At 65.0% G+C, this 22,392-nt stretch carries 25 protein-coding genes and 1 tRNA gene; 11 read left to right on the top strand and 15 right to left on the bottom strand.

Annotated elements, in window-relative coordinates:
* Positions 1–68 precede the first annotated feature (68 nt).
* From J2X38_RS14365 to J2X38_RS14355, 3 genes are read left to right on the top strand one after another with little or no spacing between them, the layout of a single operon-like run.
* Positions 69–983: a LysR family transcriptional regulator gene (locus tag J2X38_RS14365; protein WP_310255120.1), complete on the top strand. Its 915-nt coding sequence runs from the start codon at positions 69–71 to the stop codon at positions 981–983.
* A gap of 45 nt (positions 984–1,028) precedes the next feature.
* A complete protein-coding gene (gene fdhD, locus J2X38_RS14360; RefSeq protein ID WP_310255119.1) occupies positions 1,029–1,820 on the top strand; it encodes a formate dehydrogenase accessory sulfurtransferase FdhD in 792 nt (263 codons plus the stop codon).
* Positions 1,817–2,326, top strand: a complete 510-nt coding sequence (locus J2X38_RS14355; protein WP_310255118.1) for a molybdenum cofactor guanylyltransferase — start codon at positions 1,817–1,819, stop codon at positions 2,324–2,326. The genes fdhD and J2X38_RS14355 overlap by 4 nt, the downstream gene beginning before the upstream one ends.
* Here the strand turns inward: J2X38_RS14355 and J2X38_RS14350 are convergent.
* From J2X38_RS14350 to J2X38_RS14335, 4 genes are all read right to left on the bottom strand, one after another.
* Positions 2,321–2,953 (bottom strand): DUF1345 domain-containing protein, encoded by a 633-nt coding sequence (locus J2X38_RS14350; RefSeq protein WP_310255117.1) that lies wholly within the window; start codon positions 2,951–2,953, stop codon positions 2,321–2,323. The genes J2X38_RS14355 and J2X38_RS14350 overlap by 6 nt on opposite strands.
* 8 nt (positions 2,954–2,961) lie before the next feature.
* Complete coding sequence (locus tag J2X38_RS14345; protein WP_310255116.1) at positions 2,962–5,235, bottom strand: FdhF/YdeP family oxidoreductase; 2,274 nt, start codon at positions 5,233–5,235, stop codon at positions 2,962–2,964.
* An 81-nt stretch (positions 5,236–5,316) separates the two neighbouring features.
* Positions 5,317–6,396 carry a nitronate monooxygenase gene (locus J2X38_RS14340; RefSeq protein WP_310255115.1) on the bottom strand — a complete coding sequence of 360 codons (1,080 nt, stop codon included), beginning with the start codon at positions 6,394–6,396 and terminating at the stop codon, positions 5,317–5,319.
* A 51-nt stretch (positions 6,397–6,447) separates the two neighbouring features.
* Positions 6,448–6,524, bottom strand: a tRNA-Arg gene (locus tag J2X38_RS14335).
* A gap of 71 nt (positions 6,525–6,595) precedes the next feature.
* Between J2X38_RS14335 and J2X38_RS14330 the strand changes: the two genes are divergently transcribed.
* Both J2X38_RS14330 and J2X38_RS14325 read left to right on the top strand, forming a co-directional pair.
* Complete coding sequence (locus tag J2X38_RS14330; RefSeq protein WP_058539734.1) at positions 6,596–7,384, top strand: queuosine precursor transporter; 789 nt, start codon at positions 6,596–6,598, stop codon at positions 7,382–7,384.
* A gap of 4 nt (positions 7,385–7,388) precedes the next feature.
* On the top strand, positions 7,389–7,847 hold the full coding sequence (locus tag J2X38_RS14325) for a hypothetical protein (RefSeq protein WP_310255114.1): 459 nt from the start codon (positions 7,389–7,391) through the stop codon (positions 7,845–7,847).
* Here J2X38_RS14325 and purQ read toward each other — a convergent pair.
* Positions 7,809–8,474 (bottom strand): phosphoribosylformylglycinamidine synthase subunit PurQ, encoded by a 666-nt coding sequence (purQ, locus tag J2X38_RS14320; RefSeq protein WP_310255113.1) that lies wholly within the window; start codon positions 8,472–8,474, stop codon positions 7,809–7,811. The two genes, J2X38_RS14325 and purQ, sit on opposite strands and share 39 nt — an antisense overlap.
* A 14-nt stretch (positions 8,475–8,488) precedes the next feature.
* Entirely contained in the window at positions 8,489–8,719 is a 231-nt protein-coding gene (gene purS / locus J2X38_RS14315) for a phosphoribosylformylglycinamidine synthase subunit PurS (RefSeq protein ID WP_037513977.1), read from the bottom strand.
* A gap of 193 nt (positions 8,720–8,912) precedes the next feature.
* On the opposite strand from purS, the gene J2X38_RS14310 reads away from it, so the two are divergent.
* The 3 genes from J2X38_RS14310 to J2X38_RS14300 all read left to right on the top strand — a co-directional run bounded on the left by J2X38_RS14310 (position 8,913) and on the right by J2X38_RS14300 (position 10,407).
* Complete coding sequence (locus J2X38_RS14310) at positions 8,913–9,086, top strand: bacterioferritin-associated ferredoxin (protein WP_058539777.1); 174 nt, start codon at positions 8,913–8,915, stop codon at positions 9,084–9,086.
* A gap of 101 nt (positions 9,087–9,187) precedes the next feature.
* Positions 9,188–9,670, top strand: a complete 483-nt coding sequence (bfr, locus tag J2X38_RS14305) for a bacterioferritin (RefSeq protein ID WP_058539736.1) — start codon at positions 9,188–9,190, stop codon at positions 9,668–9,670.
* 317 nt (positions 9,671–9,987) lie between these two features.
* Entirely contained in the window at positions 9,988–10,407 is a 420-nt protein-coding gene (locus J2X38_RS14300) for an addiction module antidote protein (protein ID WP_310255112.1), read from the top strand.
* Positions 10,408–10,612: 205 nt separating this feature from the next.
* Here the strand turns inward: J2X38_RS14300 and J2X38_RS14295 are convergent, their stop codons facing one another.
* Both J2X38_RS14295 and J2X38_RS14290 read right to left on the bottom strand, forming a co-directional pair.
* Positions 10,613–13,507 carry a pitrilysin family protein gene (locus tag J2X38_RS14295; protein ID WP_058539738.1) on the bottom strand — a complete coding sequence of 965 codons (2,895 nt, stop codon included), beginning with the start codon at positions 13,505–13,507 and terminating at the stop codon, positions 10,613–10,615.
* A gap of 43 nt (positions 13,508–13,550) precedes the next feature.
* On the bottom strand, positions 13,551–14,696 hold the full coding sequence (locus tag J2X38_RS14290) for a diguanylate cyclase (protein WP_231732818.1): 1,146 nt from the start codon (positions 14,694–14,696) through the stop codon (positions 13,551–13,553).
* Positions 14,697–14,855: 159 nt separating this feature from the next.
* Here J2X38_RS14290 and J2X38_RS14285 point away from each other — a divergent pair, with 159 nt between their 5' ends.
* Positions 14,856–16,844: a lipoxygenase family protein gene (locus tag J2X38_RS14285; RefSeq protein WP_310255111.1), complete on the top strand. Its 1,989-nt coding sequence runs from the start codon at positions 14,856–14,858 to the stop codon at positions 16,842–16,844.
* Between the two features lie 64 nt (positions 16,845–16,908).
* On the opposite strand, the gene J2X38_RS14280 is transcribed toward J2X38_RS14285, so the two are convergent.
* From J2X38_RS14280 to purC, 3 genes are all read right to left on the bottom strand, one after another.
* Positions 16,909–17,697, bottom strand: coding sequence for a sterol desaturase family protein (locus J2X38_RS14280; protein WP_310255110.1), 789 nt, complete (start codon positions 17,695–17,697; stop codon positions 16,909–16,911).
* A 14-nt stretch (positions 17,698–17,711) separates the two neighbouring features.
* Positions 17,712–18,350: an isoprenylcysteine carboxylmethyltransferase family protein gene (locus tag J2X38_RS14275; protein WP_058539741.1), complete on the bottom strand. Its 639-nt coding sequence runs from the start codon at positions 18,348–18,350 to the stop codon at positions 17,712–17,714.
* Positions 18,351–18,442: 92 nt separating this feature from the next.
* Positions 18,443–19,222, bottom strand: coding sequence for a phosphoribosylaminoimidazolesuccinocarboxamide synthase (gene purC, locus J2X38_RS14270; RefSeq protein ID WP_056368675.1), 780 nt, complete (start codon positions 19,220–19,222; stop codon positions 18,443–18,445).
* A 211-nt stretch (positions 19,223–19,433) separates the two neighbouring features.
* Here purC and J2X38_RS14265 point away from each other — a divergent pair, with 211 nt between their 5' ends.
* A complete protein-coding gene (locus J2X38_RS14265) occupies positions 19,434–20,357 on the top strand; it encodes a crotonase/enoyl-CoA hydratase family protein (RefSeq protein WP_058539742.1) in 924 nt (307 codons plus the stop codon).
* Here the strand turns inward: J2X38_RS14265 and J2X38_RS14260 are convergent.
* Genes J2X38_RS14260 through J2X38_RS14250 form a run of 3 tightly spaced genes read right to left on the bottom strand, consistent with a single transcriptional unit; the run spans position 20,348 to position 21,324 of the window.
* On the bottom strand, positions 20,348–20,557 hold the full coding sequence (locus tag J2X38_RS14260) for a hypothetical protein (protein WP_058539743.1): 210 nt from the start codon (positions 20,555–20,557) through the stop codon (positions 20,348–20,350). The genes J2X38_RS14265 and J2X38_RS14260 overlap by 10 nt on opposite strands.
* A 21-nt stretch (positions 20,558–20,578) precedes the next feature.
* On the bottom strand, positions 20,579–21,001 hold the full coding sequence (locus tag J2X38_RS14255) for an SRPBCC domain-containing protein (RefSeq protein WP_310255109.1): 423 nt from the start codon (positions 20,999–21,001) through the stop codon (positions 20,579–20,581).
* Positions 20,998–21,324 carry a helix-turn-helix transcriptional regulator gene (locus J2X38_RS14250; RefSeq protein WP_037513915.1) on the bottom strand — a complete coding sequence of 109 codons (327 nt, stop codon included), beginning with the start codon at positions 21,322–21,324 and terminating at the stop codon, positions 20,998–21,000. Before J2X38_RS14250 ends, J2X38_RS14255 begins: the two co-directional genes overlap by 4 nt.
* Positions 21,325–21,369: 45 nt before the next feature.
* Between J2X38_RS14250 and J2X38_RS14245 the strand changes: the two genes are divergently transcribed.
* Complete coding sequence (locus J2X38_RS14245; RefSeq protein WP_310255108.1) at positions 21,370–21,927, top strand: RidA family protein; 558 nt, start codon at positions 21,370–21,372, stop codon at positions 21,925–21,927.
* Between the two features lie 9 nt (positions 21,928–21,936).
* Here the strand turns inward: J2X38_RS14245 and J2X38_RS14240 are convergent, their stop codons facing one another.
* A complete protein-coding gene (locus J2X38_RS14240; protein ID WP_310255107.1) occupies positions 21,937–22,353 on the bottom strand; it encodes an Lrp/AsnC family transcriptional regulator in 417 nt (138 codons plus the stop codon).
* Positions 22,354–22,392: the final 39 nt, after the last annotated feature.

Raw genomic sequence — 22,392 nt, 5'->3', positions numbered from 1 at the left:
TGTCGTACGCATAGATGGACTCGAGATGACAGGCGCAGTAGCGTCCACGGGAGCCAAGGATTTTTGAAATGAACGCAAAGATGGACGGTAGTGGCGATCGCGCGCGATCGATGGAGGTCTTCGCCGCTACCGTCGCGGAGGGCAGCTTTTCCGCCGCCGGCCGCTGCCTTGGCCTCACGCCGTCGGCGGTCAGCCGCACGATCGACCGGATCGAGGCGCGGCTCGGCGTGCGCCTGCTGCTGCGCTCGACCCGCGCGCTCGCGCTGACCGCCGAGGGCGAGGCCTATCTGCGCGCCGCGCGGCGCATCCTCGCCGACCTCGACGATGCCGAGCAGGTCATCGCCGATCAGGGCGCCCCGCGCGGGCGGCTGCGCGTCAGCGCGGCGCAGGCGCACGGGCGGCTGACCATCGTGCCCTTGCTCGGCGACTTCGTGCGCCTGCACCCGCACATCCTCGTCGACATCAGCCTTGCCGACCGGCTCGTCGACATTTCCGCCGGTCAGGCCGACGTCGCGATCCGTTTCGGTCCGCTGGCCGACAGCCCACTCACCGCGCGCAAGCTGGGCGAAAGCCGCCGCATCATCATCGCTTCGCCCGCCTATCTCGCCGCGCACGGCACGCCGCGCGTGCCCGAGGATCTGCACGGCCATAATTGCCTGAACTTCAATTTCCGCCGCGCCGAGCCGACCTGGCCCTTCCGCGACGGCGACCGCGAATTCACGTTATCGGTGCAGGGCAATATCGAGGCGAACAATGGCGAGACGCTGGGACAGCTTGCGGCGGCCGGCGTCGGCATCGCGCGCGTCGGCGCGTTCAGCATCGCCGACCAGATCGCGAGCGGCGCGCTCGTCCCGATATTGGAGGACTATAATCCGGGCGATGTCGAGGCGATCCACGCGGTGTTTGCCGGCGGCGCGAACACCCCGGCGCGGGTGCGCGTATTCGTCGACTTCCTCGCCGAACGGCTCGGCCGTGCCGGTTGAGACAGGCGAGCGCGGATGCGGTACGGTGTGCCGATGAATCAGGAAATGATCGACCTTCCGGTCCGGCGACTGGGGCTTGGCGAGCCCGGCGATGCGGCGCTGACCCGCAGCATCGCCATCGAGGCGCCGGTTTCGGTCGAGGTCGGCGGCATTGCCTATGCCGTGATGATGGCGACCCCGGCCGATCTTGAAGATTATGCGATTGGCTTTGCGCTTGGCGAGGGTCTGATCGAAACCCCGGGTCAGATCGGACGGATCGATGTGCAACCGATCGAAGGCGGTTGGGCGCTGCGCATCTGGCTGCCGCCCGAGCGCAACGCGCTTGCGCTCGAACGCGCGCGCAAGCGCGTGAGCGAAAGCAGCTGCGGGCTATGCGGAATCGAGAATATCGAGGAGGTATTGCGGCCGCTTCCGCCCGTGACTGCGCGCATCAGGGCCGATCGCACCGCCATCGCGGCGGCGCTCGCGGCGCTGCACGATCATCAGCCGCTCGGCCGCGCAACGGGTGCCGTCCATGCCGCTGCCTTCTGCTCGCCCGCGGGTGCCATCCTGCTCGCACGCGAGGATGTCGGGCGGCACAATGCGCTCGACAAGCTGATCGGGGCGCTGGCACGCGCGGGTATCGATCCCGCCTCCGGCTTTATCCTGCTGTCGGCGCGGTGCAGTTATGAGCTGGTCGAAAAGACGGTGCGCGCGGGTTGTCCGATGCTTGTCACCATTTCGGCGCCGACCAGCCTTGCCGCGACACGCGCGGTGCAGGCGGGGCTGACGCTCGTGACGCTGGCGCGGGCGGATTCGGCGCTGGTCGTCAGCGATCCGCACGGAATGATCGCGTGAGGACGCTCGGCGCGGTGCTCGCAGGCGGGCGGTCGAGCCGCTTCGGGTCGGACAAGGCGCTCGCGATGCTCGATGGGCGGACCTTGCTCGACCATGCGCTGGCGGCGCTGCGCCCGCATTGCGATGCGGTCGTCGTCGTCGGCCGGGGCGAGATCGCCGACTGGCCGCGCCCCGACATGGGGCCGCTCGGCGGGATTGCGGGGGCGTTGATCCACGCGGCGGATGAGGGCTTCGATCAGGTGCTGACCGCGCCGGTCGATTGCGTGCGCCTGCCGGGCGATCTGCGTGCGTTGCTGGAGCCCGCGCCGGCCTTTCTGGAGACGCAGCCGGTGATCGGGTTGTGGCCAGTCGCAGCACTGCGCGACCTTCGGTCTATGCTGGAAGATGCGGACGATCTGGCGGTCAAAGCCTTCGCCCGGCGGATCGGCGCGCGACCGGTGACGAGCGATTTCGTGCCGCCGAACATTAACAGCACCGCCGACCTCGACTGGCTGACGGGTTTATGATCCGCCGATGGCGTTCACGGTGAATGCCAAAATGCCCATGTTGAAGACAAACGCCGCCATGCAGTGGCCAAGCACGACGCGGCGCATATGCGCGCCCGATATCGTCACATCCGACGTCTGGAAGGTCATGCCGAGCGTGAAGGCGAAATAGAGGAAGTCCCAGTAACCGGGCTCATCCACCCCGGGCACCTCGATCCCGCGCTGGTCGCGGCCGTCCTTCTGCAGATAGTAGAGATGCGCATAGTGGAGCGTGAACACGATGTTCGCGAACAGCCACGCCAGCGCGAGCGTTGCGATGATCAGGAGGACGTCGCAGCGGCCCAGCTTGCCCGGGCTCGCGATCAGTGTCCCGACCGCAAACAATATGACGAGCGAGAGCAGCACGGTGATCGCGAGCAGGCCGATGCGGTTCGCGTCATTAAATTCGGCGCGGCGGCGCATCTGGTCGGCGTCGGCGCGGAAGAGCGGCATCACGGTGCAAAGAAAGACGAAGGCGGCGACGTCGAAGCCGATCAGGAACGCGGCGCGCGGATCGATGTCCAACGCTAGCGCCGCGCCCATCGCGGCGACCAGCACGAACGGAAAGATCAGGAAACGGACGGGCGCGATATGTTTGCCGACAGCCATCGGCGGCGTCAGTCCGCGGCCCGGACGACGCGCACCGGGATCGACTTGGCGGCGGGACAGCCGCTCGTCCTGTCGTAATGGACCAGCGGCAGCAGCGGGTTGAGCTCGGGATAATAGCCCGCGACCGAGCCGCGCGACATCGGATAGTCGAGGATCGTCAGCCCCCCTACCCGGCGCGCGACGCCGTCGGCGCTGATCGTTTCGAGCGCGACCTTCGTTCCCGCCTCCAGCCCGCGCACCGCGATATCGTCGGCGTTCATGAACAGGACCATGCGGTCGTTATACACGCCGCGATAACGATCATTGTAGCTGTAGATCGTCGTGTTGAACTGGTCGTGCGAGCGGACGGTCGCAAGGCGCAGCATGTCGGGATCGTCGACCGCCGCATTGACCGCAAGCCCCGGCAGCACGAGGAAATTGGCCTTGCCGTTCGGCGTCGCCCACACGCGGCGGCGCGGCGGGATATCGAGGTGAAAACCCATCGGCGCCTTGATGCGCTCCGAAAAACCCTCGTAGAGCGCGGGATAGACCGCGGCGATCTTGTCGCGGATCAGGCCATAATCGTCGATATAGCTGGCCCAGCCGGTCTTGCTGTCCGGAAGCGTCGCCATTGCCATGCGGCAGACGATCTCGGTCTCGGGCATCAGGTCGGCGCTCGCAGGTTCGAGCACGCCGCGCGAGGCGGTGACGTTCGACATCGAATCCTCGATCGTCACGAACTGCTCGCCTGCCGCGGTTTCGATCCGCTCGGAGCGCGCGATAACGGGCAGGATCAGCGCGTCGCGGCCGTGGACGAGGTGCCCGCGGTTCAGCTTGGTCGCGATCCCGACGGTCAGGTCCAATTTTCGCATCGCGTCGTAAGCGCGGCCGGTGTCTGGCACCGCGCGGACGAAATTGCCGCCGAGGCCGATGAAGACCTTGGCGGTGCCCGCCATCATCGCCTCGACCGATTCGATGCTATGATGGCCCTCGCCGCGCGGGGGTTCGAAACCGAAGACATCGCGCACCTTGTCGAGATAGGCCTGGCCCGGTTTCTCGTCGATCCCGACGGTGCGGTCGCCCTGGACGTTCGAATGGCCGCGGATCGGCGAGATACCCGCGCCCGGTTTTCCGTAATTGCCCTTGAGGAGCAGCAGGTTCGCGATCTGCTGGACGAGCTGCGATCCCTGCTGATGCTGGGTCACCCCCATGCCGTAACAGATGATCGTCGCGTTCGATCGGATGTAGATTTCGGCGCAGCGGCGGATCTGCGCCTCGTCGATCCCCGCCGCGGCCACAAGGTCGGGCCATGTCTGCGCCTCGATATCGGCCTTCAGCGCTGCAAAACCCGACGTATGTTCGGCGATGAAGTCGTGATCGAGCACAGTTTCGCCCGCGGCCTCGCGCTCGAACATCACCTTCATCATGCCCTTGAGGAGCGCGAGATCGCCGCCGATCCGGATATGCACGAATTCGCTGCTGACCTCGGTCGAGCCGAAGGTCGCCATCTGGACGATGTCCTGCGGCTCGGTGAATTTGATCAGCGCGCGCTCGGGCATCGGGTTGACCGCGACGATCGGGACCCCGCGCTTGCGCGCCTCGACCAGCGGCGTCATCATCCGCGGCGCGTTGGTCCCCGCGTTATGCCCGATCAGGAAGATCGCCTCGGCGTGCTCGAAATCGTCGAGGATCACCGTGCCCTTGCCGACCCCGATCGAGTGCGGCAGCCCGCGGCTCGTCGGCTCGTGGCACATGTTCGAACAGTCGGGGAAATTGTTGGTGCCAAATTCGCGCACGAAGATCGAATAGAGGAACGCTGTCTCGTTCGCGGTGCGGCCCGAGGTGTAGAATTCGGCCTCGTGCGGGCTGGCGAGCGCGCGCAAATGTCGGCCGATCAGCGCGAACGCATCGTCCCAGCGCACCGGCACATAATGGTCGGTCGCGGCGTCGTAGCGCATCGGCTCGGTCAGCCGCCCCTGCATTTCGAGCCAATAGTCCGACTGCGCCATCAGGTCGGTCACGCTGTGCTGCGCAAAAAATTCGCGCGTCACGCGGAATTTCGTCGCCTCGTGCGCGAGCGCTTTCGCGCCATTTTCGCAGAACTCGAGCTTCTTGGTGCAGCTGGCGTCGGGAAAGGCGCAGCTCGGGCATTTGAAACCGCCCGGCTGGTTCATCGACAGCAGCGCGCGCGATCCCTTGGTGACGACGCTTTGTTCGAGCAGCACCTTCGCGGTCGCGGCCGCCGCGCCCCAGCCGCCGGCGGGGTTGTTATAGGATTTGTACCGGGGTTTATCGTCAGCCATCGCCGCCCGATTAAAGCATAGCGACCCCGGCATATCCATCGCTCTTTGAATGCGCCCGTCGCCGTTTCCATCGCGCCAAAATCATCCGTCGTCCCGCTCGAGTGCGGACGACAATTCGGCGGCCAGCGCCGCGACGAGATCGGCCGCCGCCATGGCGCGGGCGAACGGCGCGCCCTGCCCGGCCCATTGCGCGCCATATCCATATTCGCCGCGCGCCTTGGCGGCGGCGTTCAGCGCTTTGCCGAGGTCATAGGCGATCGGATAGGCCGGAATATCGGCGGGCACGATGTCGGCATCGAGCGCGGCGAAGTTGTTCGCCAATATCCGTGCCGGACGTCCCGACACCGCGCGCACCATCGCCGTGCGACGCGCCGCATCGCTGGCAAGCGCCGCTCGATAACCCGCATCGGCGAGGCTCTCGTCGCTGGCGAGAAAGGCGGTGCCAAGCTGCGCCGCCGCGGCGCCGAGCCGCAGCGCCGCCGCGATACCCGCGCCGTCCATGATACCGCCCGCCGCGATCACCGGCAGATGGACCGCGCCAACGAGCTGGCGAACCAGCGCCGCCGTGCCGAGCCGATCGTCGGGCGCGTCGGGGTCGAAGACGCCGCGATGACCGCCCGCTTCCCACCCCTGCGCAACCACCGCGTCGACGCCGGCAGCCGCTATGGCCCGGGCCTCGGCCAGATTTGTCGCGGAGGCAAACAGGACGATACCGGCATCACGCAGCGCACCGATCGCCTCCGCTGGCGGCAGGCCGAAATGGAAGCTCACAACCGCGGGCCGTTCGGCAACGAGCATTCGCAGCATCGCGTCGTCGGTGACGAAGCTCTGGTAGATTTCGGAAAGATGGTCGGGCGGCGCGGCGCCATATTGGCCGAACAGGTCGCGAAATCGGTCGATCCACGCGCGTTCGACACCGCCGTTTGCGACCGCCGGGCGATGGCAGAAGAGATTGACGTTGAAGGGCCGCCGGGTCCGCTCACGAACTGCAGCGATCATCGCCCGCGCCCCGCCCGCGTCGGTCGCGCCGACGGCGATCGAACCGAGTGCGCCGGCTTCGCTGACCGCGGCGGCCATAGCGGGCGACGAGACACCCGCCATCGGCGCCTGGATGATCGGCAATTCGATGCCAAGCAGCTGATGTAGAAGGCGGGTGGTCATCATCGTCTCCGAGGTCGAGCGAATCTGATCGGCGGCGCGTGCAAACAGCAATGGCGCGCCCGGCAGGATTCGAACCTGCGACCACCCGCTTAGAAGGCGGGTGCTCTATCCAGCTGAGCTACGGGCGCGCATAGGCTCTTGCGTCGCGCCGCGAATAGCGTGGTTTGCGTAGGCTGCAAAGCGGGTTAAGCAGCGGCCGATGATCGATTCCGACACCCCGCCCGCCAAACCCGCCCATGTCAGCGCCGCGAGCATCCGGCATTTTCGCTATTATGACCTCGTCATGGCGGCCTTCGTTGCGGTCCTGCTGCTCAGCAACATCATCGGTGCGTCGAAATTGTCGATGGTCGGCGGGTTCACCTTTGGCGCCGGCATCCTGTTCTTCCCGGTCAGCTATGTGATCGGCGACGTGTTGACCGAAGTCTATGGCTATGCGCGCGCGCGTCGCGTCATCTGGACGGGGTTCGGCGCGCTGCTGTTCATGGCGGTGATGAGCTGGATCGTGCTCGCGATGCCGCCCGCACAGGACTGGTGGTGCAGCGGCGCCGACGCGCTGACGCTCAAGGCGGGCGAAGCCGGCGGGACAGGCGCGGTGTGTCAGGCAAGCTACGAAAGCGTGTTCGGCAGCGCGTGGCGTATCGTCCTCGCCTCGATGGCGGCTTTCTGGGCCGGCGAATTCGTGAACTCCTATGTCCTTGCGCGGATGAAGCTGGCGACGGGCGGGCGTTTCCTGTGGATGCGCACGATCGGGTCGACTGTCGTCGGACAGGGTATCGACAGCCTGATCTTCTATCCGATCGCCTTCCTCGGCATCTGGGAAACCGAGCAGGTGCTGCTCGTTCTGACCACGAACTGGGCGATGAAGGTCGCATGGGAAGCGGCCTTGACCCCCGCAACCTATCTGGTGGTGGGGGCGTTGAAGCGGCGCGAAGGTGTCGATGTGTTCGACGAAGGCACCGATTTCAATCCGTTCGGCGCCAAGGTTTGACTGCATGACTTTAATCGAGATCGCCTCGCTGTTCGAGGCGCGAAAAGTGTCGGTCATCGACGCGACGGGCCTCGATAAGGATGCCTTGCACATTTATTTCGGGCTGGCCGTGTTTCTTGCGGTGCGACTTGCCTGGCGCTGGCGCGGCGGATGGGTGGCCGCGTGGCTTGTGGTCCTTGCCATGGCGTGCGGCGGCGAGTGGCTCGACGTGACGGCCGAACTCAGCCGCTCGGCGATCCAGCCCGATGCAGCGCATTGGCACGATATCTGGAATACGATGTTCTGGCCGACGGTCTTGCTGCTGTTCGGGCGGTGGCTGGAGCCCGGCGTCAAAACCGCTGCGATCGCCGCGTACAGCGACGACGCACCGGTATCCTCTTACGGGAAAGCGGACGCAGGCTTTGCCGGCGAAGCGCCCTTGCGCTCAGGCGAGCACGCCGAGCGCCGCCTCGAACAGGCGTAGCCCGTCGGTGCCGCCGTGTGCGCGGTCGATCGCGCGTTCGGGGTGCGGCATCATGCCGAGCACATTGCCCGCATCATTGAGCACACCCGCAATGTCGCGCGCCGAGCCGTTGACGGGGTCGGCGTAGCGGAACGCGACGCGCCCCTCGCCCTCGATCCGGTCGAGCGTTTCGGCGTCGGCGAAATAATTGCCGTCGTGGTGCGCGACCGGCACGTTGATCGTCTCACCCGCATTATAGCTCGCGGTGAACAGCGACTGGCTGTTCTCGACCTTGAGCGGCACGGTGCGGCAGACGAAGTTGAGCCCCGCGTTGCGCATCAGCGCGCCCGGCAGCAGCAGCGCCTCGGTCAGCACCTGAAATCCATTGCACACGCCAAGCACCGGCACGCCGCGCGCTGCGGCATCGGCAACGCTGCGCAGGATCGGCGACCGCGCGGCCATCGCGCCCGAGCGCAGATAGTCGCCATAGGAGAAGCCGCCAGGCAGCGCGATGAAATCGGTGCCGCCCGGCAGTTCGGTCTCGCGGTGCCACACCATCGCGGGCGCGCGGCCGGTGACCTGTTCCAGCGCAACCGCCATGTCGCGATCGCAGTTGGAGCCCGGAAAGACGATGACGGCGGTCTTCATGGCGTGCGTTCCCTTTACGGACGTTCGATGCGGTAGTTTTCGATCACCGTGTTGGCGAGCAGCTTGGCGCACATCGCGTCGAGGTCGGCGTCGCTCGTACCGTCGGCGACATCCAGCTCGATGAAACGGCCGGCGCGGACGTCCGCCACACCGCCGAAACCGAGACCCTCGAGCGCATGATGGATCGCCTTGCCCTGCGGATCGAGCACCCCCGGCTTGAGCGTCACATAGACATTCACTTTCATGGGGGCGGACCTTTGCTTTTGGCGGGCGGGGAAGATGGGCGCGCCTATGCCCGCGAATCACTTTGGGGGCAAGGGGCGGCGGGCCGCCCGGCACCCGAAAAATGCCGCTGTTCGGATTGCGAACCAGTCGCATTTTCCTGTTGCGAATCGCTCGCACTATCCCTACATCACTCTTGTTGAGAAGGATTCGCACATGGTCGTCTGTGTCTGCAACGCAATAAGAGAAAGCCAGCTGCGCGATGTCGCGCGCGATGGCCAATTGCGGTGCGCCAAGGCCGCTTACGCGCAACTGGGTCGCAAACCCAAGTGCGGACAGTGCCTGCCATTCGCTCGCAATATCATCAGCGACGTCGTCGCGACCGCCTGATTTTTCTTGGTTTTCCGCCATTTTTGACCTTGGCCTGATGGGGCCGGGGCGCGTATAATGCGCCCACTCCATTCCAAGACAAAAATGACAGGATAGACACCATGAAGGGCGACGAAAAAGTCATCGATTTCCTCAACGAGGCGCTCAAGAACGAGCTGACCGCGATCAACCAATATTGGCTGCATTATCGCATGCTCGACAATTGGGGCGTCGCGCGCCTCGCCGCGTTCGAGCGCGAAGAGTCGATCGACGAGATGAAGCATGCCGACAAGCTGGCCGATCGCGTCCTTTTCCTCGGCGGCCTCCCCAATTTCCAGATGCTCGGGCGCCTCCGCGTTGGTGAGACGGTCGAAGAGATCCTCAAGGCCGACCTCGCGCTCGAAGAAGAGGCGATCCCGCTGCTCAAGGATGCGATCGCGCATTCGGAAAGCGTGCGCGACTATGTCAGCCGCGATCTGTTTGCCGACATCCTCGAAAGCGAGGAGCATCATGTCGACGAGTTGGAAAAGCAGTTCGAGATGATCGAGCGCATGGGGATCGAAAATTATATCCAGCTCCAGTCGAAGCCTGCCGGCGACGATTGAGGCCGCCTTCGTCATTCCCGCGAAAACGGGAATCCGACTGGCCACGCTTTCTTCGATTCTCGACAAATGCGTCGAAGCGCGAAGGAAGAAGCGGGATTCCCACCTGCGCGGGGATGACGAAACGGGATAAAACAGCAGTTTTCAGGGGCGCTTTCGGGCGCCTCTTTTTTCGCTTGTATTTGCGACTAATTCTCAATAGCAAGGTCAGGCAGTCCCCTCCTGCCGGCCGCTGCAACTTAAAGCTGCGCTTAAAGCGGCCGGCATCTTTTTCGAAAATGGGAATGGACGGACTGCATGGGCCGGGAGAAACGAACCTCATGCAAAGCAGCGAGCTGATCCGCCAATTGTCCGAGCAGCCGCTGGTGCGCGATTTGTCGGTCGAAGCGGCACAGGCCGTCCTTGCGCTGCGTTACTGCATCCTCTGCCGCCGCAGCGAACGCGACCCGATGCCCGAACTCGAACGCCGCTGGGGCAATATCCTTGCCGCGCGGCGCTATCGGCTGGTGGTCGAGGCGATCGGCCATGTCTGGCCCGACCCCTTCGCCGTCGCCCCGCCCTGCTGCCCGCGCGTCAGCTTCGACGAGGCGTTGCTCGCCGCGATCGTCGGCGCCGCCTCGCGCGGGGACCGCGTCCATTTCGACTGGCTGACCGCCGAGATGCTCGGCGGCGATGCACGCGAAATGCTGTTCGTCGCGATGGAAAATTTCATCCGCGCAAGGACGCCGGGGCGGGTTTAGCCGCCCGCGTAATCACGGCGGGCAAAGAAGAGTATAGGTCGGCTTTGGGGTAGGAAGCGGACGCCGCCCCCTTCCTTACTTCGTCATCCCCGCGAAAGCGGGGACCCAGAGCGTCCGTCGGCTGGCCCATCCCTGGGTTCCCGCTTTCGCGGGAATGACAAAGAGGGAGAGTGGGGCAACATCCGGCCGAACGCAGCCGCCCGCTTCATTTCCCCGCCTTGTCGCTCACCGCCTTGATCACCAGCGCCTTGTCATCGACCAGATAGCGCTTCGCGAGCGCCTGCAACTCGGCCGGCGTCGCGGCCTCGACCGCGCCGATGCCCTTGCGGCTGCGGTCGAGGCGGTCGGCGTGGCTCGCGGCTTCGGCGACATAGTTCAGCCAATAGCTGTTCTCGCGCCGCGATTTCACCATCGCTTCGAGCAGCGGCCTCCGCGCGCGGTCGAGCAGGTCGGCGTCAATGGGCTTGTCGCGCAGTTCCTTCGCGATCGCGAAAATCGCGGCGCGGGTCGTTGCGAGATCCTTATAGTCGACGTTGCTCGCCGCGAAGAGATGGCCGTAGCCGGGGAATTCGTCCGACAGGCTCGCCGCCGCGCCGGGGCTGTAGCTTTCGCCGAGCTTCTCGCGCAGCTCCTCGGTCAGCATCAGCTGCATCGCGCGCGACAGCAGGGTGAGCTGCATCGCCTCGGCGAGGTCGCTGTCGTCGCGCGCCGGCCAATAGACGCGCAGCTCGGCCTGTTCGGCGGGCCCCTTGTGGATCAGCGTACGCTCGCTGCGGTCGGTCGCGAACTGGCGGATGCGCGCATCGGTGCGTGGATCGAACGCCGCTCGCCGCTCGGGCAGCGCCCCGAACGTCGCCGCAATCGCATCGATCGCCGACTGTTCGCCGATATCGCCGACGACGCCGATCTCGATCGCGCCATGCGCAAAGCTGTCGGCGATCGCGGGCTTCAGCTGCGCCCAGTCGAGCGCCATGACCTTTTCGAGCGGCGGGGTCTGCGAGCGCGGGTCGTTGTTGGCGAGGATGCCGCCGACGTCGCGGCCGAGCACCGCCGCGGGGGTCGCGTCGTTCGCGGCATATTGTTGCGGCAGGACGCGGCGGATCAACGCAAGGCCATCGGGGCGATAGCCGGGATGCGTGAGGAACGCCGCCATCAGCTTGGCCTGCAGCGCGAAATCCTCGGGCGAGGTCAGCGCCGACCCGCCGAACGCGTCGGTGGAGTTGCCGAACACCGGGCTGATCGTCTTGCCCGCGAGGATCGAACGCAGATCGTCGAGGCTGTGCGCTTCGAGGCCACCCAACATCAGTGAACCGGCGAGCGACACCTTGGTCGGATCATCGCGCGTCGCGAGCAGGTTGCCGCCATCGACGCGCAGCGACAGCATGACCTTGTCCTTCTGGAAATCGGTCGTCTTGATGTTGAGCATGACGTTGTTGGCGAAGCGAATGCGGCGGATGCCTAGGTCGTCGATGCGTTCGTCGCTGACAATTTTGCCGGGCGTGCCGAAACTGTCGTATGCGAAGGCGGCATTCGCGGCCTCGGTCGGTGCGGCGACGGCGACCTGCGTCGACGCACGCAGCGCCGCGAGGACCGCGTCAGGGCCACCCTCGACCGGTTTTTTCGCCGTCACGCGCGCGAGCGGCGCGCTGAGCCCTGCCATGCGCTTCTGGAACGCCGCTGTGACCGCCGCGGCGGTCAGCGACGGCGCCGCGGCCTCGAACAGCCCCTGCGAGGTTTCGGGCCGGACGAGGACGAAATCGCCATCGGCAGCCAAGATCAGCGCGTCGGCAAGCCCTTCGCTGCGCCGCGTCGTCACCCCGGCAACGGCGTTCTTGAGCGCGGTGCGGCGGTTCGCGAGCTGTTCGTCGACTTCGGCCTGAGTGAAGCCATGTTCGACGGCGCGCCGCTGTTCCTGTTCGGCGAGCGCGAGCGCTTCTTTCCACGCGCCTTCCTTGGCGACCGCGCCGACGGTGATCTGGTCGAATTTCTTCCAACCCTCGGCGTCGCTGAAATAGCCGGTCAGGATCGGCGAATCTTCGTTGAGCGCGATCTTCGCGAGCCGGCGGCTGACGATCGCCTCGCCGACATCCTCGGCGAGCTTGCGCGCGCGTTTCGCCTTGGTGTCGGGCTCGTCCACCCACGGCTTGAAGCTCGCGATCGTCACCGAATCCTGGATCGCCGGATCGACGAAATCGTCGGCCGCGGCGGCGCGCTGGTAATCGACATTGCCGATTTCGGGGTCGGCGCCCGCGGGACCGACGCCCTTCCAGTCGGCAAAGCGCGCCTTGATCTTCGCCTCGACCGCCGCGGGGTCGAAATCGCCGACCATCACCAGCGTTGCGCGTTCGGGACGGTAATAGCGGTCGTAGAGATCGCGGAGCCGCGACGCGGGCGCGGTCCTGATCACCTCCTCGGTGCCGACCGGGATGCGGTTTGCGACATTCATCCCCTTCATCTGGAAGTCGAGCTGGTCGATCAGGCTGCGCAGCTGATAGGTGTCGCGCGCGCGGCGTTCGGACAGGATGATGCCGCGCTCGCGGTCGACCGCGGCGGGATCGATGGTCAGATTGCCGCCCGTCTCGCGCATCAGCATCAGCCCGGTGTCGATCAGATCATCCGACGCGTTCGGCAGGTCGAGCTTGTAGATCGTCTCGTCGAAGCCGGTCGAGGCATTGGTGTCGGCGCCGAACGCCAGCCCCTTGCGCTCGAGCAGCTTGATCATCTCGCCCTCGGGCACATTGGTCGATCCGTTGAACGCCATATGTTCGAGGAAATGCGCGAGGCCGCGCTGGTCTTCGGCCTCGGCAAAGCTGCCGACGGCGAAGCGCATGCGCAGGACGACGCTATCCTTGGGCGTGCTGTTTTTCAGCAGCGCATATTTCATCCCGTTGGGGAGCACGCCGAAGACGATATTCGGATCGACCGGCACATCGCTCGCCGCGAAGTTCCACGCCTTCGCCGCTTCGCTCTGCGGATTGACCGCCGCGGATGCGGCAACCTTTGCGGGCGCTTCCCTGGCCCAGGCGGGCGCGGTGCTGGCGATGAGGAAGACGAGGGGCGACAGCGCGGTCGAGGCGCGCCGGACAAGGGATTTGGTCATGGAGCATGATGTGGCCACCGCCCGTCGGGTGGTCAAGCCAGTGTTACGCGACCCGGCCGATGCTTTCGACAGACGACGTCTTCTCGCGATCGGCGGCTTTTGCCGCGTAGAGTGCGCGGTCGGCGACCTCGAGCAATTTGCGCGCGCTGTCGCCGTGCTCGGGCCAGCTGGCGGTGCCGATGCCAGCGCCCACACCGATCGAGCGGCCGCCGATGCGGTAAGGCGCAGCGAGCGCGGCGAGAACATGGTCGGCAAGCGAGGTCTTGAGCAGGATCGACCCGGCGGGCACGAGGATCGCGAATTCGTCGCCGCCCTGCCGCGCGACCACCGCATGATCGCCGCACGCGCGGCGCAGGCGCTCGGCGAGCTCGCACAAGACGCCGTCGCCGATCGCATGGCCGTGCTGGTCGTTGATCGGTTTGAAGCCGTTGAGATCGAGCAGCGCGATGGCGAACGGGTTGGCCGCGTCGCCCTTCGCAATCTCTTCGTCAAGCCGCATGTCGAACTCGCGGCGATTGGCGAGGCCGGTCAGCGGATCGGTGTGCGCCAGGTCGCGCATCTGGTGCTGAAGCTGGAGCAGGTCGATCAGCTGGTCGTGCTGCTGGAGGATCATGCGCAAGAGGAAGATCGTCGCGACGACCAGGCTGGTGCCCGCAGCGATTTCGGGCGGATTGCCCGATGTCAGCATCAGGAACGAGATCGGCACCAGCCCGATCAGCAGGTTGATGAAGGTCGCGAGGCGGATCGACGACAGGCAATAGGCGGTCGCAAGCGAGCCCATCGCCATGATCATCGCATAATAGCTGTGCGTCGAGGGCGGCGCGGCGAGCCAGTTGATCACCGTCCAGCTGCTGCACATCGCGCCCGTCGTCCCCGACAGCCACATCGATTCTTTGATCATCCGCCGTGCGCGGCGCAGGCTCATCCGCCGGCCGCGATTGTGCATCAGAAAAACGAAGCCGAGCACCCCGATGAGCGCCAGCGTGACCGGGAAGCCGATGCGGACGATCGGATGGACCGTCTGCACCCCGGCATAGATGGCGGTCGGCGTTGTCGCCGCCAGCATCAGGAAAAGCATCGGGGTCAGCGTTTCGACACGATTGGCGCGCAGCAAGGCGACGTCGTCCCGAATCGCGTCCGGAATCGGCGGAAAGAAGCGCGTGCGCAGCCAGTGATAGACCCCCGTCATAACGGCGGGATAGCAAGCGCGAGTAAAGCAGGGGTTAAGGAATGAAAGCCTGTCTTATCACAAAGCTAAGTGGCGCCCGCGGGGGAATGGCTTGCGAAATATTAACCATGTTCAGGGACAAGCCCGGCCACTTGTTTCGCGCCCGAGAGGAGCCACGCCATGTCTTATCCGACGCCGCAGCCGACCGCATCCAATCCCGCGCCGGCCGCGCCGATACCGCCGGCCGATCCCACGCTGCCGCAGGATGACACGCCCGCGCAGCAGGCCGCACGCGCGGCGCAGCTGACCGCGACGCAGGCCGTTTATACATGGACGACCGACGTCCCGACCTTGCCCGGCGTTCCGCTCGCAACCGATGTTCCCAAGAATGACGAGCCGACGATCGCCTGGTTCGTGATCCTGATCGGCGTCGGGCTGGGCATCGTGCGCAATGCGCTGACGGTGAAGCTCGGCGGCGTCGACAAGGGCGAACTCGATAGCCCGCGCGCGGAATATGAGGCCGCGCTCGCCGAATGCGACGCGATCGAGGCTTCGGCGGCGAAGATCGCGGCCGAGCATGGCGTGCACACCGGCGGCAATATCTTCGAGCGCATCGTCGGCGATGTCGAAAATGCCGTCGCCGCCGCCGAACGCGATGCGCATGTCGCTTTGCTCAAGGGTTATAAGGACCGGCTCGAAGAGCTGATGAAGGTCGAGGACGCCGACGGGCTCGGCAGCAAGACGCCGCGCAGCATCGAGGCGTATCGCGCGCTATTCGCCACGCTGCCCGTTCCGGGCGTCAGCTATATGTTCCAGGACGACAGCGAGTTCGCGCGGCTGCGCGTGCAGGGTCCGAACTGCATGCTGATCACCGCGGTCGGCGATGCGCTGCCCGCCAATTTCCCGCTGAGCGCCGCCAAATATAGTGCGGTGGTGAATGGCGACACGCTGGGCAGCGCGCTCGCAGATGGGCGGCTGTTCCTGCTCGATTACAAGCCGCTCGAGGTGCTCGATCCCGGCACCTATGGCACCCAAGCCAAATACGCCTGGCAACCGATCGCGCTCTTCGCGGTGCCGCCGGGCGGATCGTCGCTGATCCCCGTCGCGATCCAGTGCGGGCAGGATCCGGCCGACACTCCGATCTTCACCCCCTCGCCCGTCGCCGACAAGATCTGGGGATGGGAAATGGCGAAGTTCGCCGTGCAGGTCGCCGACGGCAATTATCACGAGCTGTTCGCGCATCTGGCGCGCACGCATCTGGTGATCGAGGCGTTCGCGGTCGCAACGCATCGTCATCTGGCCGAAATCCATCCGATCTGGGCGCTGCTCGTCCCGCATTTCGAGGGCACCTTGTTCATCAACGAACAGGCAGCAACCTCGCTCATCGCGGCCGGCGGCCCGATCGACCATATTTTCGCAGGCACGATCACGTCGAGCCAGCTCGCCGCGGTCGACGCGCGGCTGGCGTTCGATTTCTATGGCAAGATGCCGCATGCCGACTTTTCCGCGCGCGGGGTCGGGGTGGATTCGGCGCTCGCCGATTATCCGTACCGCGACGATGCGCTGCTCGTGTGGGACGCGATCCACGAATGGGCGCGGCAATATGTCGACCTTTATTATGCGCACGATACCGATGTCGTCGCCGACACCGAGCTTGCCGCCTGGGCGGCGTGCCTTGCGGGCGAGGCGAAGATCAAAGGCTTCGGGCCGGTGACGACGCGCGCGCAGCTCGCCGAAATCTGCACGATGGTGATGTTCACCGCGAGCGCGCAGCATGCCGCGGTCAATTTCCCGCAAAAGGACATCATGGCCTTTGCCCCCGCGGTCACCGGCGCGGGCTGGCAGGCGGCACCGAACGGTCAGCGCGGGCATGACAAGGCGGGCTGGCTCGCGATGATGCCGCCGATGACGCTCGCGCTCGAACAATTGAATGTGCTCGAACTGCTGGGATCGGTCCATTACCGCCCGCTCGGCGATTACCGCAGCAACGCCTTTCCCTATCCTTTGTGGTTCCAGGATCCGCGCGTGACGGGGGCTGAAGGGCCGCTCGCCTGGTTCCAGGCTGCATTGCAGGGCGTCGAGGCGGAGATCGCGACGCGCAATGCGGAGCGGATGCAGCCATACCCCTATCTGCAGCCGAGCCTGATCCCGACGAGCATCAATATTTGACGATCAAGAGGAAGGGCACCGGGCCATTCCGCAAGTGGATGGCCCGGCGCCCTTTTTTCTTTCCTCAGCCTGTCTTTTCAGCCTTGCGCCGGAACGGATGAAGCAGTTGCGACGGGTAGGATGCCGGCATTTTTTCGTCGATGCCATAACGCGCCGGGAGTGTCCCGTGCGTCATATTCGCGGTGCCGAACAGCAGGTCCCAGAAGGACAGTTGGGCGCCGAAATTCCGGTTCCAGGCTTCAGGATTGTCGGCATGGTGCCAATGGTGGAATTCGGGCGACGCGATCAGCCAGCGCAGCGGCCCGATGCTGACGCGGACATTGGCGTGCAAAAGCAGCGTATGCCACTGATAGATAAGTGAGAAAATGAGGATCGCTTCAGCCGTGAAGCCGAGTGTAAAACAGGGAATGAGCGACGCGCCCTTGGTCAATATCTGATCGACCGGATGGATGCGATGCGCCGCCAGCCAGTCGAGATCTTCGATGCTGTGGTGCACCGCATGAAAACGCCAGAGCAGGGGCACGCTGTGGAAGAGACGGTGAAAAGCATAAAAGAGGAGATCGGCGACGACGATCAGTTCGATCACCTGCAACCATAAAGGCTGGCCCGCGACCATTGTCCGGAAGACGCCCGGCACGAAGCGTTCGCCGAGCACCATCGCCAGCACGACGATCGCAACCACACCGATGCCGATCGGCACGCGGTTGACGATGAAATAGATGGTATCGGTGACCCACGCCGGGCGGAACATGCGCTGCTCCCTGCGTCGCGGCAGTAGTCGCTCGAGCGGCAGGAACAACAGCGCGACGAGAAGCAGGTTCTGGACATCGATAAAGCCCAAGAGGAAATTCATCCGCGTGGTCCCGATCAGAAGACGAAGGGGATCAGCCGGTAACGCACCTTCCGGCTCATGTCCTGATAGGCGGGATCGGCCATCAGCACGCGTTCCTCGGCCATGATCCGCGCGATATTGAGCCCGAGTGCAAGGCTATAGACCGCAAGGTTCCACCAGTTCGGGCCGCTAAGCAGAAAACCGATGTGGGTGAGCATGTAGCCCGCATACATGGGGTGACGTACGAAGCGATACGGCCCGCTGACCTTCACCCCGCGGTTCGCCGCGATGACGCCGAAGCTGCGCCGCAGCGTAAATTTGGCGTAAAGCTGGAAGAATATGCCCGCGATGATCAGGAAACCGCAGAAGGCGATGGGTACGAGCGGGGTGTCACTCGGCGCGATGACCAGCATCGCGGCGAACGTGCCGCCGAACCCCAGCGCCCAATCGAGCGGGCGGAGCGAGATATCGTTGGTGGACCGGCGGAACAGGACGAAGAAGACCACGCAGCCCTCGGCGAGCAGCAGCAGCCAGTTCTGAGAATGCCCCGCAATCGCCGATGGTATGAGCCGCGACGCCAGCGTCGCCAGCAGCAGAACGACGACGACTTTTTCCAAAAGGTCCCAATGGATGACGCTTACCGCCGGTTGCGACTTGCCGCCCGAAACGCTCATGATGCCATATCCCCACTAGATCAGGAGGATCGGATAGCGCCCGGATGGTTACCAACCGGATAATTTCGGAGATCTATCGCCGCGGCCCGGGCCTATTTGTCGCGTTTCTTCCGATGACTCTCAAGGTCGAGCACGGCATTCTCGCCGCCCTCGGGCAGCAGGCCGAGCCGGCGCGCGACCTCCTGATAGGCTTCGACTTCGCCGCCGAGGTCGCGGCGGAAGCGGTCCTTGTCGAGCTTTTCGTTCGTCGTCATGTCCCACAGACGACAACCATCCGGGCTGATCTCGTCGGCGAGGATGATGCGGCTGAAGTCGCCTTCATAAAGGCGCCCGAACTCGAGCTTGAAGTCGACGAGGCGGATGCCGACCGCGGCGAACATGCCCGACATGAAGTCGTTGATGCGGATCGCCATGTCCTGGATGTCGTGAAGCTCGTCCTGGCTGCACCAGTTGAAGCAGGCGATATGTTCCTCGGCGACGAGCGGATCGCCGAGCGCGTCATCCTTGTAGCAATATTCGATCAAGGTGCGGGGAAGCTGCGTCCCCTCCTCGATCCCGAGGCGCTTCGACAGCGTGCCCGCGGCGACGTTGCGCACGATCACTTCGATCGGCACGATCTCGACCTGACGGATCAGCTGCTCGCGCATGTTGAGGCGGCGGATGAAATGGTGCGGCACGCCGATATTGCCGAGCAAGGTGAAGACATGCTCCGAAATCCGGTTGTTGAGCACGCCCTTGCCGCTGATCGTGCCCTTTTTCTGCGCGTTGAACGCGGTCGCATCATCCTTGAAATACTGGATCAGCGTGCCCGGTTCGGGGCCCTCGTACAGGATCTTCGCTTTGCCTTCGTAAATCTGGCGGCGACGGGACATGGCGTGCAAACTTTCTGTCGGAACCAAATGAATGACCCCGGCAAAGCGACTCAGACGGAGCGCGGCGCCGGGGCGGTTGGGCGCCCTATAGCGGCAAAGGTCGGGCGCGTCATCCCCGGCATCGCACGCGCTGATTTACGTTTACGTCAACTAGAGCTTGCACTCCTCCGCTTCGCTTGCGACGCTGCACAAAAGCCAAGGAGAGAGATGGATGAGCTTCGACCAGATTCGCCTCGACAAGCATGAAGGCATCGCGCTGCTGACGCTGCATCGCCCCGACCGGATGAACGCCTTTACCACCGAGATGATGCTGGAGATCGTCGCCGCGCTCGACGAGTGCGACGCCGACGACGGTGTGCGCGCGGTGATCTTCACCGGATCGGGCGACCGCGCCTATTGCGCCGGCGCCGACCTCGGTCAGGGCGCCGCGACCTTCGATTATGACAAGCGCACCGACAAGGCGGCGCTGCTGCCCGAGGGCATGGCGGCGAGCCCGGTCGCCGAGGACGGCACGATCGACTGGTCGCACCCGCTGATCCGAGATTCGGGCGGGCGCGTCTCGATGCGCATCTTCGACTGCAAGAAACCGGTATTAGGCGCGATCAACGGCGCCGCGGTCGGCATCGGCGCGACGATGACGCTGTCGATGGACGCGCGCCTCGCGAGCGAGACCGCGCGTTATGGCTTCGTCTTCGCGCGCCGCGGCATCGTGCCCGAGGCGGCGTCGAGCTGGTTCCTGCCGCGTCTGGTCGGCATCCAGAATGCGGTCGACTGGTGCTATTCGGGGCGGCTGATCGACGCCGCCGAGGCGCATGCGAAGGGGCTGGTGCAATCGGTCCACGCGCCCGGCGAACTGGTCGACGCGGCGATCGCCAAGGCGCGCGAGCTGACCGACCACAGCGCACCCGTGTCGGTCGCGCTTACCCGCCACATGCTGTGGCGGATGCTCGGCGCGCCGCATCCGATGAGCGCGCACCGCTGGGACAGCCGCGCGATCTTCGCGCGCGGGCGCAGCGCCGACGCCGCCGAGGGCGTGTCGAGCTTCCTCGAAAAGCGTCCCGCGAACTTCACCGTGAGCGTCGCGAACGACTATCCCTGGTTTGCGGAGTTCGAGGATACGCCGCCTTACGGCTGAACGCGCTTCCGGAAATAGGGCCGGAAAAACATATAGAGGCCCGAGAATATCAGCAGGAAGAGCGGCGGCAGCGGCAGATAATAGACCCACTGGGCGGGCTCCTGCCCCACTCCCAGCGTCACGAAAATCGCGAGCACGATCGCCGAAAAGAGGATCGACACCCAGCGGTGAAATTGCCGGATCCACAGGTTCCAGTTCATAAGATTCTCCCTGTTTGATTGTCAGTCGAGCTTGGCCACGACCTTTTCCAGATTTTCGAGATGGATGCGCCAGCCGCCCTTGGCGCCGCCGAAGGCCTGCTTCTGGTCGGGGCGGAAACCGACCTGCTCCATGCGCAGCAGCGTTCCGGCCGCGGTCGGTTCGAGCGTGAAGGTGACGACGCTGTCCAGCGCGTAGGCCGGATCATCGTGCGTGGTATTCCAAGCGTAGGACAGCGTCCGCCCCGGTTCGACATCGAGGATTTCACAATCGACATGGCCCCAGTCGCCGCGCAGCTGGAAGCGGTGGCCAAGGTCGAGGCCGAAATCATTCTTCATCAGCCATTCCTCGATCAGATGCTGTTGCGTCAGCGCGCGCCACAGCTTTTCGGGCGGGTGCGGGATTTCGCGTTCAACGGTTACGGTGCGCACGTCGGTATCGGTCATTGATCCATCCTTTTGAGCAAATTTTCGAGATCGTCGAACCGCGCTTCCCAGAAGCGGTTCATGCGCCCGGTCCAGTCGACCAGCGGCGCGAGCGCGCGCTGCTGCGCGCTGTAATGCGTTTGCCGCCCCTCGTGCCGGTCGAGCACCAGCCCCGCCTGTTTGAGGATGCCGAGATGCTTCGACACCGCGGGCTGCGAAATGCCCGCGCCCGCGGTCAGCGCGCCGACCGTCTGCTCGCCGTCCAGGCAAAGCCGTTCGAACAGCGCGCGCCGGCTGGGATCGGCGAGCGCCTTGAAGAGAAGATCGGGCGAGGGTTGCGTCATAATTCATAACTCACTGGCTATGCATTTTCTCATAACCATATAGTTATGGATGTCAAGCGCCGCCCTTGCGGCGGCCCTGCCGCCCATCGGACGCTGGAGCCCGGCTCCGCTTTCGCATTACATGTGGCAGTGAATCGGGCCGGCCTCCCTTCCGTCCATCCTTCGCGCCGCATCGTCTGCGCCGGGGTACTGGCGGGTCTGACCGTCCCGTCCATTGCAATTGCGAGGCCCGCCATGTCCAATCGCGCGATCAATCCCACCGGCGTTTCCTATGCGCAGGCGCATGTTGTCGAAGCGCCAACGCGATGGCTGTTCGTCAGCGGCCAGATTCCGGTCGACGAGACGGATCAGGTGCCGGCGGGATTCGAGGACCAGTGCCGGCTCGTCTGGCGCAATATCGAAAAACAGCTTCTAGCTGGCGGGATGACCTTGCAGGATCTGGTCAAGGTCACCGTTTTCCTGTCGGACCACCGGTATCGCGCGGCGAATTACGAAGTCCGGCACGAAGTGCTGGGCGGCCACTCGCCTGCGCTGACGATCATAATCGCTGGCATCTACGACGAAGCCTGGCTGCTCGAAATCGAAGCGATCGCCGCGGCGTAGCGACCCCTGTTAGCGATCCTTATCGCGCTTCAGGATGAGCGCGGTGGTCGTATCCTCGACCCCCGCAATCAGCGCGATCCGGTCGCGCGCGGCGTTGAGCCGCGCCGCGTCGGCCGCCTCGATCTCGACGAGCAGGTCGATCTCGCCGCTCAGCGAATAGCAGCGCGCGACCTCCGCCATGCCGGTCACCGCCGCGACAATGTCTGGCGAAGGCGTGCGCGCCAGCCGCAATTGCAGGATCGCCGCAATCCCGCCCTCGTCGACAATACGTGCGTGATAGCCGCCGATCGTCCCCGCGGCCTCCAGCTTCGACAATCGTTCGCGCACCGAGCTGCGCGCGAGGCCGACGGTCGCGGCGAGCGTCTTCAATGGCAGGCGGGCGTTGCCGCGCAGCATCGCCACGATTTGCCGGTCGATCGCGTCCATAGTCTCTCCCCCGCCGCCCTTGTGGCGCCGCCACCGCCG

Source organism: Sphingopyxis sp. BE235 (assembly GCF_031457175.1).
Taxonomy (GTDB): domain Bacteria; phylum Pseudomonadota; class Alphaproteobacteria; order Sphingomonadales; family Sphingomonadaceae; genus Sphingopyxis.
The sequence above is the reverse complement of the archived record's forward strand: the minus strand, read 5'-3'. Positions and strand labels throughout refer to the sequence as shown.

Bases quoted from the DNA above. Each gene is read 5' to 3' on its own strand.
- J2X38_RS14365 (WP_310255120.1), top strand. From the start codon at position 69: ATGAACGCAAAGATGGACGGTAGTGGCGATCGCGCGCGATCGATGGAG.
- fdhD (WP_310255119.1), top strand. From the start codon at position 1,029: ATGATCGACCTTCCGGTCCGGCGACTGGGGCTTGGCGAGCCCGGCGAT.
- J2X38_RS14350 (WP_310255117.1), bottom strand. From the start codon at position 2,953: ATGGCTGTCGGCAAACATATCGCGCCCGTCCGTTTCCTGATCTTTCCG.
- J2X38_RS14345 (WP_310255116.1), bottom strand. From the start codon at position 5,235: ATGGCTGACGATAAACCCCGGTACAAATCCTATAACAACCCCGCCGGC.
- J2X38_RS14340 (WP_310255115.1), bottom strand. From the start codon at position 6,396: ATGACCACCCGCCTTCTACATCAGCTGCTTGGCATCGAATTGCCGATC.
- J2X38_RS14330 (WP_058539734.1), top strand. From the start codon at position 6,596: ATGATCGATTCCGACACCCCGCCCGCCAAACCCGCCCATGTCAGCGCC.
- J2X38_RS14325 (WP_310255114.1), top strand. From the start codon at position 7,389: ATGACTTTAATCGAGATCGCCTCGCTGTTCGAGGCGCGAAAAGTGTCG.
- purQ (WP_310255113.1), bottom strand. From the start codon at position 8,474: ATGAAGACCGCCGTCATCGTCTTTCCGGGCTCCAACTGCGATCGCGAC.
- purS (WP_037513977.1), bottom strand. From the start codon at position 8,719: ATGAAAGTGAATGTCTATGTGACGCTCAAGCCGGGGGTGCTCGATCCG.
- J2X38_RS14310 (WP_058539777.1), top strand. From the start codon at position 8,913: ATGGTCGTCTGTGTCTGCAACGCAATAAGAGAAAGCCAGCTGCGCGAT.
- bfr (WP_058539736.1), top strand. From the start codon at position 9,188: ATGAAGGGCGACGAAAAAGTCATCGATTTCCTCAACGAGGCGCTCAAG.
- J2X38_RS14300 (WP_310255112.1), top strand. From the start codon at position 9,988: ATGCAAAGCAGCGAGCTGATCCGCCAATTGTCCGAGCAGCCGCTGGTG.
- J2X38_RS14295 (WP_058539738.1), bottom strand. From the start codon at position 13,507: ATGACCAAATCCCTTGTCCGGCGCGCCTCGACCGCGCTGTCGCCCCTC.
- J2X38_RS14290 (WP_231732818.1), bottom strand. From the start codon at position 14,696: ATGACGGGGGTCTATCACTGGCTGCGCACGCGCTTCTTTCCGCCGATT.
- J2X38_RS14285 (WP_310255111.1), top strand. From the start codon at position 14,856: ATGTCTTATCCGACGCCGCAGCCGACCGCATCCAATCCCGCGCCGGCC.
- J2X38_RS14280 (WP_310255110.1), bottom strand. From the start codon at position 17,697: ATGAATTTCCTCTTGGGCTTTATCGATGTCCAGAACCTGCTTCTCGTC.
- J2X38_RS14275 (WP_058539741.1), bottom strand. From the start codon at position 18,350: ATGAGCGTTTCGGGCGGCAAGTCGCAACCGGCGGTAAGCGTCATCCAT.
- purC (WP_056368675.1), bottom strand. From the start codon at position 19,222: ATGTCCCGTCGCCGCCAGATTTACGAAGGCAAAGCGAAGATCCTGTAC.
- J2X38_RS14265 (WP_058539742.1), top strand. From the start codon at position 19,434: ATGAGCTTCGACCAGATTCGCCTCGACAAGCATGAAGGCATCGCGCTG.
- J2X38_RS14260 (WP_058539743.1), bottom strand. From the start codon at position 20,557: ATGAACTGGAACCTGTGGATCCGGCAATTTCACCGCTGGGTGTCGATC.
- J2X38_RS14255 (WP_310255109.1), bottom strand. From the start codon at position 21,001: ATGACCGATACCGACGTGCGCACCGTAACCGTTGAACGCGAAATCCCG.
- J2X38_RS14250 (WP_037513915.1), bottom strand. From the start codon at position 21,324: ATGACGCAACCCTCGCCCGATCTTCTCTTCAAGGCGCTCGCCGATCCC.
- J2X38_RS14245 (WP_310255108.1), top strand. From the start codon at position 21,370: ATGGATGTCAAGCGCCGCCCTTGCGGCGGCCCTGCCGCCCATCGGACG.
- J2X38_RS14240 (WP_310255107.1), bottom strand. From the start codon at position 22,353: ATGGACGCGATCGACCGGCAAATCGTGGCGATGCTGCGCGGCAACGCC.